This is a genomic window from Streptomyces sp. NPDC017225 (assembly GCF_044331465.1).
In the GTDB taxonomy this organism is placed as follows: Bacteria; Actinomycetota; Actinomycetes; order Streptomycetales; family Streptomycetaceae; genus Streptomyces.
Genome location: NZ_JBIRNE010000019.1, coordinates 132,921 through 144,871 on the forward strand (window position 1 = coordinate 132,921; position 11,951 = coordinate 144,871).

Annotated in this window: 9 protein-coding genes and 1 rRNA gene; 5 read left to right on the forward strand and 5 right to left on the reverse strand. The window is 73.0% G+C overall.

What is annotated here, in order from left to right:
* Positions 1-139: 139 nt before the first annotated feature.
* From ACH4NX_RS31265 to mtnA, 4 genes are read right to left on the reverse strand one after another with little or no spacing between them, the layout of a single operon-like run.
* Entirely contained in the window at positions 140-2,020 is a 1,881-nt protein-coding gene (locus ACH4NX_RS31265) for an LpqB family beta-propeller domain-containing protein (RefSeq protein ID WP_398129521.1), read from the reverse strand.
* Positions 2,010-4,094, reverse strand: coding sequence for an MtrAB system histidine kinase MtrB (mtrB, locus tag ACH4NX_RS31270; RefSeq protein WP_351399847.1), 2,085 nt, complete (start codon positions 4,092-4,094; stop codon positions 2,010-2,012). Before mtrB ends, ACH4NX_RS31265 begins: the two co-directional genes overlap by 11 nt.
* A 1-nt stretch (position 4,095) precedes the next feature.
* A complete protein-coding gene (gene mtrA / locus ACH4NX_RS31275; protein ID WP_193776289.1) occupies positions 4,096-4,785 on the reverse strand; it encodes a two-component system response regulator MtrA in 690 nt (229 codons plus the stop codon).
* 4 nt (positions 4,786-4,789) lie between these two features.
* Positions 4,790-5,932, reverse strand: coding sequence for an S-methyl-5-thioribose-1-phosphate isomerase (mtnA, locus tag ACH4NX_RS31280; protein ID WP_398129520.1), 1,143 nt, complete (start codon positions 5,930-5,932; stop codon positions 4,790-4,792).
* Positions 5,933-6,072: 140 nt separating this feature from the next.
* Here mtnA and ACH4NX_RS31285 point away from each other — a divergent pair, with 140 nt between their 5' ends.
* From ACH4NX_RS31285 to ACH4NX_RS31305, 5 genes are all read left to right on the forward strand, one after another.
* Positions 6,073-7,428 carry a glycerophosphoryl diester phosphodiesterase membrane domain-containing protein gene (locus ACH4NX_RS31285; RefSeq protein ID WP_398129519.1) on the forward strand — a complete coding sequence of 452 codons (1,356 nt, stop codon included), beginning with the start codon at positions 6,073-6,075 and terminating at the stop codon, positions 7,426-7,428.
* A gap of 94 nt (positions 7,429-7,522) precedes the next feature.
* On the forward strand, positions 7,523-8,215 hold the full coding sequence (locus ACH4NX_RS31290) for a DUF4129 domain-containing protein (RefSeq protein WP_398129572.1): 693 nt from the start codon (positions 7,523-7,525) through the stop codon (positions 8,213-8,215).
* Positions 8,212-9,450 (forward strand): DUF4350 domain-containing protein, encoded by a 1,239-nt coding sequence (locus ACH4NX_RS31295; RefSeq protein ID WP_351399841.1) that lies wholly within the window; start codon positions 8,212-8,214, stop codon positions 9,448-9,450. Before ACH4NX_RS31290 ends, ACH4NX_RS31295 begins: the two co-directional genes overlap by 4 nt.
* Complete coding sequence (locus tag ACH4NX_RS31300; protein ID WP_398129571.1) at positions 9,450-10,439, forward strand: AAA family ATPase; 990 nt, start codon at positions 9,450-9,452, stop codon at positions 10,437-10,439. The genes ACH4NX_RS31295 and ACH4NX_RS31300 overlap by 1 nt, the downstream gene beginning before the upstream one ends.
* A complete protein-coding gene (locus tag ACH4NX_RS31305; RefSeq protein WP_351399836.1) occupies positions 10,439-11,749 on the forward strand; it encodes a DUF58 domain-containing protein in 1,311 nt (436 codons plus the stop codon). The genes ACH4NX_RS31300 and ACH4NX_RS31305 overlap by 1 nt, the downstream gene beginning before the upstream one ends.
* A gap of 121 nt (positions 11,750-11,870) precedes the next feature.
* Here the strand turns inward: ACH4NX_RS31305 and rrf are convergent.
* Positions 11,871-11,951 (reverse strand): 5S ribosomal RNA (gene rrf / locus ACH4NX_RS31310); the annotation flags it as partial.

Below are 11,951 nucleotides of genomic sequence, written 5' to 3' on the forward strand. Positions count from 1 at the left end.
AACGCCCGCGTCGGAACAGCCGGTCACCTCACCGTGGACAGACCTCGGCCGGACCGACCACGCCCCGGACAGACCGCACCCCGGCCGCCCGCACCCCGGGACAGGCCTCCCCCCGGGACAGGACCCCGGGAAACAGGCCTCACCCCGGATAGACCGGCGCCGTCCCCTCCGTCACCTTCTGCCACTGCAGCCCTGACGGCAGCCGCACGATCACGTCCTCCGAGTACGCCACCAGCGGCAGCCCCTCGTCCTCCGTCGCGGCGATCTCCTTCACCCCGGTCAGGGCCGCGGGCACCGACGCCTCCGGCGTGGAGCCGTCGACCTGGACGTATCCGATCTGCTGGACGCCCCCACGCTCACGCCCGACCACCACGAGCCGGCTGTCACCGGCCCAGGACATGGCCGTGACCTCCTCCAGTTCCGGAGTCGCGGAGCGCAGCTCGACGACGGTCACCGCGGAGGAAGACCCGCCGGCCTTCCCGTCCCGCTCGGTAGCCTCCCCGTCCCGCTCGGTCTTCCCGTCCCGCTCGATCCGCCCGATGAGCAGCGCCCGCTTGCCGTCCTTCTCCACGATGAGCGCGACCCGCACGCCGTCGGCCGCCACCCGCACGGCCTGGACCCGCCCGTCCAGCCCCGGGGTCCGCACCTCCAGCGGCTCGCCCGCGCCCTCCTTCAGCAGCAGCCGGGGGGCGCCCGGGTCGCGGTCGGCGATCCACAGGTCGCCCCGCGCGTCCCAGCTGGGCGGCGTCAGCCGGTTCTCCTCCGTCTTGCCCTTGCTGACCAGTACCGGGTCGCCGAGCGAACCACCCGGGACCAGCGAGCCGACGTACAGCGACTTGTTGTCGAGGCCGATGGCGGCCGCACTGTGTTCGTCCCGCGACACCGCCACCGACCGCAGTCCCACCGAGCCCTCGCCGAGCGCCCCGGGGACGGGTTCCGGCCGGGTCCCGTTACTGCCCGCGGCGATGCGCACCAGCCGGTTCTCGTCGTCGACGAAGTACAGGTAGTCGGGCCGCTGGGCCGAGCCGCGCGTCGCGACCGCCTCGGCCCGGTCCTCGGTGAGCGAGCACAGTCGCTCGCCGCCCGAGCGCAGCTCGACCTCCTCCACCACCGGGGTGAGGTTCTGCAGCGTGAAGAGGAGCTGGGCCGCCATCTCGTCGCACTTGTCGTCGCCGGCCCGGGCAGCCCTGTCGTTCAGCCGCACCGTCAGCTTGTTGTGATCGTCGGGTGTCAGCGAGCCGGCGTCCTTCGCCAGCGCCGTCCCGGTCGGGAAGCTCGACCTGACCACGGGCCCGAGCAGCCCCGTCGGCCCGTTGATCAGGGAACGCACCACCTGGGTCATGGGGTCCACGAGCCGGCGCACGTAGACGGGGTCGGCGACGGCCGCCGGCTGCGCGCTCGTACCGGCCTGTGTGGTGGCAGCCGTGTTCGAGGCGAAGTAGTACTTGTTGACGGACATGTAGGTGCGCTGGAAGTCCGCCTTGCCCATGATGACGCCCTGCGGCAGATCGTCGATGCGCCACTGCCCGCTCTTGTTGTCCCGGGTCAGGTGCACCGGTTCGCGGTACTCACCGTCCGCCGGCGAGTACGACTGCTGCCCGTCCACCGTGGCGACCCTGGTACCGGTCAGCGTGACCGAGTAGTCGTCGCCGTCGTCGCGGCTTCCGGAGTGGTCGGACTCGGTGCCCGGACCTCCCGTCAGCACCGTCGTGGCCCGCTCCGGCCGCCAGGTCCTCGCCGCCTCGCCCGTCAGGTACTTGCGCGCCGTCTCGTACTGGGGCTCGTTGCTGGTCAGCGCCTCCAGGAAGCCCTGCACGATCTCCGTGGGCGAGTCGTCCTCCCGCGGCGGCATCGCGAACACCCGCACCTGCGGGTCCTGCCGCGACGTCGACTCCACTCCCCGCAGATCCCCGCTGTCGGGCATGGACGCACACCCGGCCAGCAGTACGACGCCACAGACGGCGTACGTCACCGCGCGCGCCGGCCCCCGCCGACCGCTCCCCTCGCGGTCAGCGCCCACGAGATGCCTCCCCTTGCCTGCTCGAGTCCTCCGGTCCGGCGTCCGGACGGCTCGACGCCTCCGGCGCGGATCCGCCGTCCTGTCTCCTCGCGCCCGACACGGGCCGCGGCACCACGCGCGCGCCGTTGCCGGGCAGTGCCGTCGGATCGGCCGTGGGGGCCCCGGCGGCCGACCGCGGCGGGATCGGTCCTCGGGCGGACACCGGGGGTGCCTGCCCGACCGACGCCTGCGCCGGGACGGTGGCCGCCCTGTCCGCGCCCCGCGGCGGACCGGCGCCGTCGGGGCCGGCGTCGACCAGCGCGCGGTTGCTCCGCGAGTCCGCCGGCTCCAGTGGTATCGGCGAACCCCGCAGCGGCTCGTCCGCCGTCCTGGGCAGCGTCAGCCGGAACTGCGAGCCGCCACCGGGCTCACCCCAGGCCTGCAGCCAGCCGCCGTGCAGCCGCGCGTCCTCCAGGGCGATCGACAACCCCAGCCCCGTACCGCCGGTGGTACGCGCGCGTGCCGGGTCGGCCCGCCAGAAGCGGCTGAAGACACGGGCGCCCTCGCCCGGCTTGAGTCCGACGCCGTAGTCGCGCACCGCCACGGCGACCGCGCCTCCGGCCGCGGCGAGCTTGACGACGACGTCGTTGCCCTCGCCGTGCTCGACGGCGTTGACGACGAGGTTGCGCAGTACCCGCTCCACCCGCCGGGCGTCCGCCTCGGCGACGACGGGCTGCTGGTCGCCGACGACGCGTATCCGTGTGCCCTTGCGCTCGGCGAGCGGTTCGGCGCCGCCGACGACCCGCCGTACGACCTCCCTGAGGTCTATCGGCTCCGCCTCCAGCGCCGCCGCGCCCGCGTCGAAGCGGCTGATCTCCAGCAGGTCCGCGAGCAGCGTCTCGAACCGGTCCAGCTGGTCGGCGAGCAGCTCCGCCGACCGCGCGGTCACCGGGTCGAAGTCCACGCGCGCGTCGTGGATGACGTCGGCGGCCATCCGCACCGTGGTCAGCGGCGTTCGCAGCTCGTGCGACACGTCGGAAACGAACCGCCGCTGCATCCGCGACAGGTCCTCCAGCTGGGAGATCTTCAGCTGCAGGTTCTGCGCCATCTTGTTGAAGGCCTCGCCGAGCCGCGCGATGTCGTCCTCGCCGGTGACCTTCATCCGTTCCTGCAGCCGCCCGGCGGACAGCCGCTCCGCGATGCTCGCCGCCATCCGTACGGGCGTGACGACCTGGCGCACCACGAGCCAGGCGATGGCCCCGAGCAGGACGACGACGAAGAGCCCGGCCGTCGCCAGCGTGCCTCTGACCAGGCTGAGCGACTCCTCCTCCTGCGTGAGGGGGAAGAGGTAGTAGAGCTGGTACGGCTCACCGTTGGGGTCGTTGACCTGCTTGCCGATGACCAGACCGGGCTGGGACGGCTCGCCGAAGTCGTAGACGATCCGGGTGTAGCTCTGCGCCGCCACCGTGCTGCCGTCGATCCGCTCCCGCAGATCCTCGGGCACGCTGCGCGACCAGTTGACGAAGCCGGAGGCGCGCAGACCGCGCCCGCTGCCGCTCTCCCCGCCCATGGGGAGGGTGACCACGTCGAAGGCGCCCTGGCCGCCGCTGGAGAGCGACTTCACCAGTTCGCTCATCCACTGGTTGACGTTCTGCGGGGGGCGGCCGTCCACGGGGACGACGGGCACGCCGTCGTCACCGGTCACACTGGCCGCCTCTTCGGCCTTCTGCTTGGCCACCGCGAACCCGCCGGTGGCCTGGCTCTGGGACGCCTTCACCTTCGCGTCCAGCAGCCCGTTGCGGACCTGCCCGATCACCACGAAGCCGAGCAGCAGCACCACGCCGAGCGACATCAGCAGCGTGGTGACGACGACCTTGAGCTGGATGTTGCGCCGCCACAGCCGCATGACGGGCAGCAGCGGACGGTGCACCCAGCGCATGAACAGCCGGAGCACCGGGCTGCCCTGCACCCCGCCGTGCAGCAGCCCACCCTCCAGCAGCCGGTTCCAGCGGGAACCGGTGGACGGGTGACCGACAGGCCCTCCGGCGTGGGCCCCGGACCGGCCGGGCGCCGAAGCGGCACTGTCCCTGGTCATGTCAGCTCGGTCCGGCCTTGTAACCGACGCCACGGACGGTCACCACGATCTCCGGCTTCTCCGGGTCCTTCTCGACCTTGGAGCGCAGCCGCTGCACATGCACGTTGACCAGCCGGGTGTCGGCCGCGTGCCGGTAACCCCAGACCTGCTCGAGGAGCACCTCACGCGTGAACACCTGCCACGGCTTGCGGGCCAGCGCCACCAGCAGATCGAACTCCAGCGGCGTCAGCGCGATCGACTGACCCTCCCGCTTCACGGAGTGACCGGCCACGTCGATGACCAGGTCGCCTATGGCGAGCTGCTCCGGCGCCGGTTCCTCGGACCTCCTCAGGCGCGCCCTGATACGGGCCACCAACTCCTTCGGCTTGAACGGCTTCACGATGTAGTCGTCGGCGCCCGACTCCAGACCCACCACGACATCGACGGTGTCACTCTTCGCCGTCAGCATCACGATCGGCACACCCGACTCCGCCCTGATCAGGCGGCACACCTCGATGCCGTCCCGACCGGGCAGCATCAGGTCGAGGAGCACCAGGTCCGGCTTGGTCTCCCGGAAGGCGGCCAGCGCCTTGTCACCGTCGGCTACGAAAGACGGCTCAAAACCCTCACCACGCAGCACAATGCCGAGCATCTCGGCCAGTGCGGTGTCGTCGTCGACGACAAGGACTCGTCCCTTCATAAACGACATCATCCCATTAGCTAATCGTTACCTGGCGTGACCTGGCACACAGCTCGGCGAGAGCCTCGGTCGTCACGGGCGAAACCGCGCCCTCCTCGGTGACGATCGCCGTCACCAGTTCGGGCGGAGTCACATCGAACGCCGGGTTGTACGCCTGGGTCCCCAGGGGTGCCACCGGAATCCCGCCTCCCGCTCCGGCCACCGGCACCTGAGGTGCTGTGACCTCGGTCACTTCGTATCCGGGGCGTTGCTCCACTTCGATGGACGCCCCGTCCGGCGTGTCCGGATCCACCGTCGTGACCGGGGCCACCACGATGAACGGCACGTGGTGGTACCTCGCGAGCACGGCGAGCGGATAGCTCCCCACCTTGTTCGCCACCGAACCGTCGGCCGCGATGCGGTCCGCGCCGATGAGCACCGCGTCCACCTCACCCGCCGCGAACAGCGAACCGGCCGCGTTGTCGGTGAGCAAGGTGTACGCCATGTCGTGGCGGGCCGCCTCGTATGCCGTCAGGCGAGCACCTTGCAGCAAGGGACGCGTTTCGTCCACCCACAGCCTCCGCAGCCGCCCCGACCGGTGCGCCGCGAGGGCCACCGCGAATGCGGTTCCCTCGCCGCCCGACACCAGCGAACCGGTGTTGCAGTGGGTGAGGACGCGGTGCCCGCCGGCGGGCAGCAGCTCGTCCAGCAGGGCCAGCCCGTGCGCGGCCATCCGGGCGCTGGCCTCGGCGTCCTCCCGGTGCAGCGCCCGCGCCGCGGCCAGCGCGGCCGCGGCGGCCTGCCGGGTGTCACCGGTCCTCACGAGCGCCGCCTGGTGAGCGGCCCGCGCCCGGCGCACCCCGACGGCGAGGTTCACCGCGGTGGGCCGGGCCCCCGCCAGCGCGGCCGCGGCCTCCTCCACCTCGAAGCCCCGGGCGGCGGCGAGCGCGACACCGTAGGCGCCCGCGACGCCGAGCAGTGGCGCCCCGCGCACGGCGAGCGAGCGAATCGCCTCCACGAGCACGGACGCGTCCGTGCAGACCAGCTCGACCTCCTCGGCCGGCAGCCTGGTCTGGTCCAGCAGGACCAGAACCGGGCCATCGGGGGGTTCCTCCCAGCGAAGAGCCGGTATGCCGGCCGGCCGCTTGCCGTCGCCGCTTTGCGCGTACTGATCAGCCATGCGGCCAGTCTGCCCCCTACCCGACGGACAATTGAAGGTGCGCAGCCCATACCGCGCCCGGTCCACGGCCGACCGCCCCATGGCACGATGGCTGCCAACCTGCCGCCGCGACCGCGGACGGGCACCGTGAAGGAGCGACGATGAACGACACTCCGGGCTGGGCCTCGCCCGGATCCGCCCCGTCCGACGGGCGGGAGCCCGGCGCGTCCGGCCCCGCCGACCGCCCCGGCGGCCCCGATCAGCCCGCGCAGCCCGCGGACCGGCCGGGCGCGGAACCGACGAGTCCCGGCACGAAGTGGTCCAAGGAGCAGCCGCCCGCCGGCCAGTGGTCCGCGCCCACCGGCCCCGACCAGGCCCCGCCTCCCCCACCGCCGAACCAGGGCTGGGGCGCCCCGCCCCCCGGGGGCGGCTACGGAGGTCCGGGCGGATACGGCGGTCAGGGCGGCGGATACGGCGGCTACGGCCCCCCTGGTGGGCACGGCGGCTGGGGAGGCGGCTGGGGAGGACCCCCGCCCGCGGCCAAGCCCGGCGTGATCCCGCTCCGCCCGCTGGGCGTCGGCGAGATCCTCGACGGCGCCGTCTCCACCATGCGCACCTACTGGCGCACGGTCCTCGGCATCTCGCTGACCGTCGCGGTCTTCACGGAGATCATCGTCGTGCTGCTCCAGGGCCTGGTCCTGGACGACACCGGCACCGAGGCCCTCAACGACCCCGACGCCACCCTGAGCGAACTCGGCGACGCCCTTGCCGAAACCACGATCAGCTCGGGTGTCATCCTCCTGATCTCCCTGATCGGCACCGTCCTGGCCACCGCCCTGCTGACGACCGTCACCAGCCGCGCCGTCCTGGGCAGGCCGGTGGCCATCGGCGAGGCCTGGCGGGACGCCCGCCCCCAGGTACCGAAGCTGTTCGGCCTGATCGTCCTGCTCCTGCTCATCGTCGCCGGCATCGTCACGGTCGGCATGGCACCCGGTCTCCTCGTCGCGGCCGCGGGAGGCGGCGACGCGGGCGTGGCCCTGACCGTCCTGGGAGTCCTGGCGGCCGGCGTCGTCGCGGTGTGGCTCATGGTCCGCTTCTCGCTGGCGTCCGCCGCTCTCATGCTGGAGAAGCAGGGCGTCAAGAAGGCGATGAGCCGCTCCGGGAAGCTGGTGCGCGGCTCCTGGTGGCGGGTCTTCGGCATCCAGCTGCTCGCGACGATCATCGCGTACGTCATCACGTCGATCATCATCATCCCCTTCACCTTCCTCGCGGCGGCCCTCGGCGGCGACGGCGTCGGCGGCTTCCTGGAGGGCACCGGGGGCCTCGGCTGGACGTTTCTCATCGTCAGCGGCATCGGCTCGGTGATCGGCTCCATGATCACCTTCCCGATCACGGCGGGCGTCACCGTGCTGCTCTACATCGACCAGCGAATCCGCCGCGAGGCCCTCGACCTCGAACTGGCCCGTGCCGCCGGTCTCCGGGACACCGGCGCGCCCGGCACCACCCCGGGGAGCTGATGCGGTGATCCCGGCGGGGGGAGTTCTCACAGAGGTGCTGTCACGCGCCGCCGTACGGGCGCCGGCGCGGGCCGGCGACAGCTTCGCGCTGTCGATGTCACGCTCGGGCGACGAACCGCCGGTGACGATCCCGCGCGACCCCGCGCGGGAGGCCGCGCGGCGTGAGCTGTCCAAGCGGATGTACCACGAGAACGACCCCAGCTGGTTCCAGCGCGCCCTGAACGCCTTCTGGGACTGGATCGACGACCTGTTCAGCAGCGCCGCCTCCGCAACCCCCGGCGGCACGCTCGGCCTGGTCATCGTCATCGTGGCCGTCGTGGCGGTGCTGGGCGCCCTCTGGTGGCGCCTGGGCACCCCGCGCCGCCAGGCGGCCTCCGCGCCCGCTCTCTTCGACGACCGCCCTCGCAGCGCCGCCGACCACCGCGCCGCCGCCGACGCGCACGCCGCCCAGGGCCACTGGAACCAGGCCGTCCAGGAACGCATGCGGGCCGTCGTCCGTGCCCTGGAGGAACGCGCCCTCCTCGACATCCGCCCCGGCCGCACCGCCGACGAGGCGGCCGTCGAGGCCGGCCGCGCCCTGCCCGCCCACGGCGCCGGACTGCGCGCCGCCGCCCGGGACTTCGACGACGTCACATACGGCGGCCGTCCCGGTACCGAGCAGTCGTACTGGCGCCTCACCGAACTCGACCGCGCGCTGGAACGCGGCAAGCCACAGCCGGCGGACAGCACGACCGTCGGTAACGCCGACAGCACGGACCCGAACGCCCGCCAGGGAGCCGCCGGATGACCACCGAGGCCACGCTCCCCACCACCTCGGCCTCGCCCACCGCACGCCAGGTGTGGACACGCACGCGGGGCATCGCGCTCGCCCTCGTCGTGCTGCTCGTCGGCGCCGTCGCGATCGCCGTCGTCCGCTCCGACGCCCGGCACGGCGAACTCGACCCGCGCTCCGCCGACCCCTACGGCAGCCGGGCCGCCGCGGAGCTCCTCGCCGACCGGGGCGTATCCACACGCGTGGTCACCACCCTGGACGAGGCCCGCGCCGCGGCCGGTCCCGACACCACCCTGCTGGTCGCCGTCCCCGACCTCCTGACCGGGCATCAGCAGACGCGGCTGCGCTCCGCGACCGAAGGCTCCGGCGGCCGTACCGTGCTCGTGGCTCCGGGCGGTCCCGCTGTCGAACGTCTCGTCCCCGGCGTCACCGCCGACCCCGCGCTCAGCCTCGACTCGACGCTGGCCCCCGACTGCGACCTGCCCGCCGCCCGGCGTGCGGGCACCGCCGACACCGGCGGCATCCGCTACAGCAGCGCCCACCTCGAAGCCGACGCCTGCTACCCCAGCCGGCGCCTGGCCACCCTGCTGCGCATCCCCGAGGCATCCGGAGAAACCGCCCAGGAGGGAGCCCCGGGCGACACGGTCGTCCTCGGCGCCCCCGACATCCTCTACAACAACCACCTCGACGAGCACGGCAACGCCTCGCTCGCCCTCCAGCTCCTCGGCTCCCGCGACCACCTGGTCTGGTACCTCCCCTCGGTCTCCGACACCACGGCCCCGGACGACGAGCGCAGCTTCTTCGACCTGCTCCCCTCCGGCTGGCTCTGGGGCACCCTGCAGCTCTTCGTCGCCGCCGCCCTCGCGGCCCTGTGGCGGGCACGCCGACTCGGCCCCCTGGTGCCGGAAAGACTCCCCGTGGCGATCCGCGCCTCCGAAACCGCCGAAGGCCGCGCCCGCCTCTACCGCAAGGCGGGCGCCCGCGACCGCGCGGCCACCGCTCTTCGCTCCGCCACCCGCACCCGCCTCGCCCCCCTCGTAGGAGTCCCCGCCACCCAGGCGCACACGCCCGAGGCCCTGCTCCCCGCCCTGTCCGCCCACCTCCACGGCGAACAAGGCGAACACGGCGAACACCGCGACGGACAGTCCCCGCACGCCCTCCTCTTCGGCCCGCCGCCCGGCGACGACGCGGCCCTCATCGCACTCGCCGACCAACTCGACGCCCTCGAAAGAGAGGTACGCCGTCCATGATGGACCCGACCACTGACAACGCCGGGCAGACCGGGGACCCGGGCAAAGCCCGCGCCGCCCTGGAGGCCCTGCGCGCCGAGATCGCCAAGGCCGTGGTCGGCCAGGACGCCGCCGTCACCGGTCTCGTCGTGGCGCTCCTGTGCCGCGGCCACGTCCTCCTCGAAGGCGTCCCCGGAGTCGCCAAGACCCTTCTGGTCCGCGCCCTGGCAGCCGCCACCGAGCTCGACACCAAGCGCGTCCAGTTCACCCCCGACCTGATGCCGAGCGACGTCACCGGCTCGCTGGTCTACGACGCGCGCACCGCCGAGTTCTCCTTCCAGCCCGGCCCGGCCTTCACCAACCTGCTCCTCGCCGACGAGATCAACCGCACACCCCCGAAGACCCAGTCGTCCCTCCTCGAAGCCATGGAGGAACGCCAGGTCACGGTCGACGGCACGCCCCGCCCGCTCCCCGAGCCGTTCCTGGTCGCTGCGACCCAGAACCCGGTGGAGTACGAGGGCACGTACCCCCTCCCGGAAGCCCAGCTGGACCGCTTCCTCCTCAAGCTCACCGTCCCGCTCCCCTCCCGGCAGGACGAGATCGACGTCCTCACCCGCCACGCCTCGGGCTTCGACCCGCGCGACCTGCGCGCCGCCGGCGTACGCCCCGTGGCGAACGCCGCCGACCTGGACGCCGCCCGCGCCGAGGTGGCCAGGACGACGATCTCCCCCAAGATCACGGCCTACGTCGTCGACCTCTGCCGCGCCACCCGCGACTCGCCGTCCCTCACCCTCGGGGTCTCCCCCCGCGGTGCCACGGCGCTTCTCTCCACGGCCCGCGCGTGGGCCTGGCTGACGGGCCGCGACTACGTCACCCCCGACGACGTGAAGGCCCTGGCTCTTCCCACTCTCCGGCACCGCGTCCAGCTCCGCCCGGAGGCCGAGATGGAGGGCGTGACCACGGACTCCGTGATCAACGCGATCCTCGCCCACGTCCCCGTCCCCCGCTGATGGCTTTCACCGGACGCGCCGCGCTCCTCGCGGCCATCGGTTCCGTCCCGATCGGCATCTGGGACCCCAGCTGGACTGGCGTCCTCGCGGTCAACGCCCCGCTGGCCGCGGCCTGCGCCTGCGACTTCGCCCTGGCCGCCCCCGTACGACGCCTGCTCCTGACCCGCTCCGGCGAGACCTCCACGCGCCTGGGCGACACCGCCGACGTCACCCTGACGGTCGGCAACCCGTCCGGCCGACCGCTCCGAGCCCATCTCCGCGACGCCTGGCCGCCCAGCACCTGGCAGCCCGGAACGGAGACGACGGCCTCCCGCCATCGCGTGACGGTGCCCGCAGGCGAACGCCGCCGCGTCACCACCCGCCTACGTCCCACCCGCCGCGGCGACCGCCAGGCGGACCGCGTCACGATCCGCTCGTACGGCCCCCTGGGGCTCTTCGCCCGTCAGGGCACCCACCGGGTCCCCTGGACGGTACGTGTCCTGCCTCCGTTCACCAGCCGCAAGCATCTCCCCTCCAAGCTGTCCCGCCTGCGTGAACTCGACGGCCGCACCAGCGTGCTCACCCGCGGGCAGGGCACGGAGTTCGACAGCCTGCGCGAGTACGTTCCCGGTGACGACACCCGTTCCATCGACTGGCGCGCGACAGCCCGCCAGTCCACCGTCGCCGTACGCACGTGGCGGCCCGAACGAGACCGCCACATCCTGCTCGTCCTCGACACCGGCCGCACCTCGGCCGGCCGTGTGGGCGACGCCCCCCGCCTCGACGCGTCCATGGACGCCGCCCTGCTGCTGGCCGCCCTCGCCTCCCGCGCCGGAGACCGCGTCGATCTCCTCGCGTACGACCGTCGGGTGCGGGCCCTCGTCCAGGGCCGCACGGCCGGCAACGTACTGCCTTCCCTTGTCAACGCGATGGCACCCCTGGAACCGGAGCTGGTGGAGACCGACGCACGCGGTCTTACCGCCACCGCCCTCCGGTCGGCCCCTCGCCGCTCCCTGATCGTGCTGCTCACAGCGCTCGACGCCGCGCCGATCGAGGAAGGGCTGCTCCCCGTCCTGCCCCAGCTGACCCAGCGCCACACCGTCGTCCTGGCGTCGGTGGCGGATCCGCACATCTCCCGGATGGCCCAGGCGCGCGGAAACACGGACGCGGTCTACGAGGCCGCAGCGGCAGCGCGGGCCCAGGCGGAACGCCACCGCACCGCGGACCAGCTCCGCCGGCACGGCGTGACGATCGTCGACGCGACTCCTGACGAACTGGCCCCGGCACTGGCCGACACCTACCTGGCGCTGAAGGCGGCGGGACGCTTGTAGCCGGTCGGCAGGACGCACAAAAGACGCGGGGTCGACCGACCCGGCCCCGCCACTACCACCATTGACCCCAAACGCAGAAAACCCCGCACCGTTCCCGGTGCGGGGTCTCCTCGCAATGATTGTTCGGCGGCGTCCTACTCTCCCACAGGGTCCCCCCTGCAGTACCATCGGCGCTGTAAGGCTTAGCTTCCGGGTTCGAAAT

What these genes read in the sequence shown, in the direction of transcription:
- mtrB (WP_351399847.1), bottom strand. Translation starts at nt 4,094, where the DNA reads ATGACCAGGGACAGTGCCGCTTCGGCGCCCGGCCGGTCCGGGGCCCAC.
- mtrA (WP_193776289.1), bottom strand. Translation starts at nt 4,785, where the DNA reads ATGATGTCGTTTATGAAGGGACGAGTCCTTGTCGTCGACGACGACACC.
- mtnA (WP_398129520.1), bottom strand. Translation starts at nt 5,932, where the DNA reads ATGGCTGATCAGTACGCGCAAAGCGGCGACGGCAAGCGGCCGGCCGGC.
- ACH4NX_RS31285 (WP_398129519.1), top strand. Translation starts at nt 6,073, where the DNA reads ATGAACGACACTCCGGGCTGGGCCTCGCCCGGATCCGCCCCGTCCGAC.
- ACH4NX_RS31290 (WP_398129572.1), top strand. Translation starts at nt 7,523, where the DNA reads ATGTCACGCTCGGGCGACGAACCGCCGGTGACGATCCCGCGCGACCCC.
- ACH4NX_RS31295 (WP_351399841.1), top strand. Translation starts at nt 8,212, where the DNA reads ATGACCACCGAGGCCACGCTCCCCACCACCTCGGCCTCGCCCACCGCA.
- ACH4NX_RS31300 (WP_398129571.1), top strand. Translation starts at nt 9,450, where the DNA reads ATGGACCCGACCACTGACAACGCCGGGCAGACCGGGGACCCGGGCAAA.
- ACH4NX_RS31305 (WP_351399836.1), top strand. Translation starts at nt 10,439, where the DNA reads ATGGCTTTCACCGGACGCGCCGCGCTCCTCGCGGCCATCGGTTCCGTC.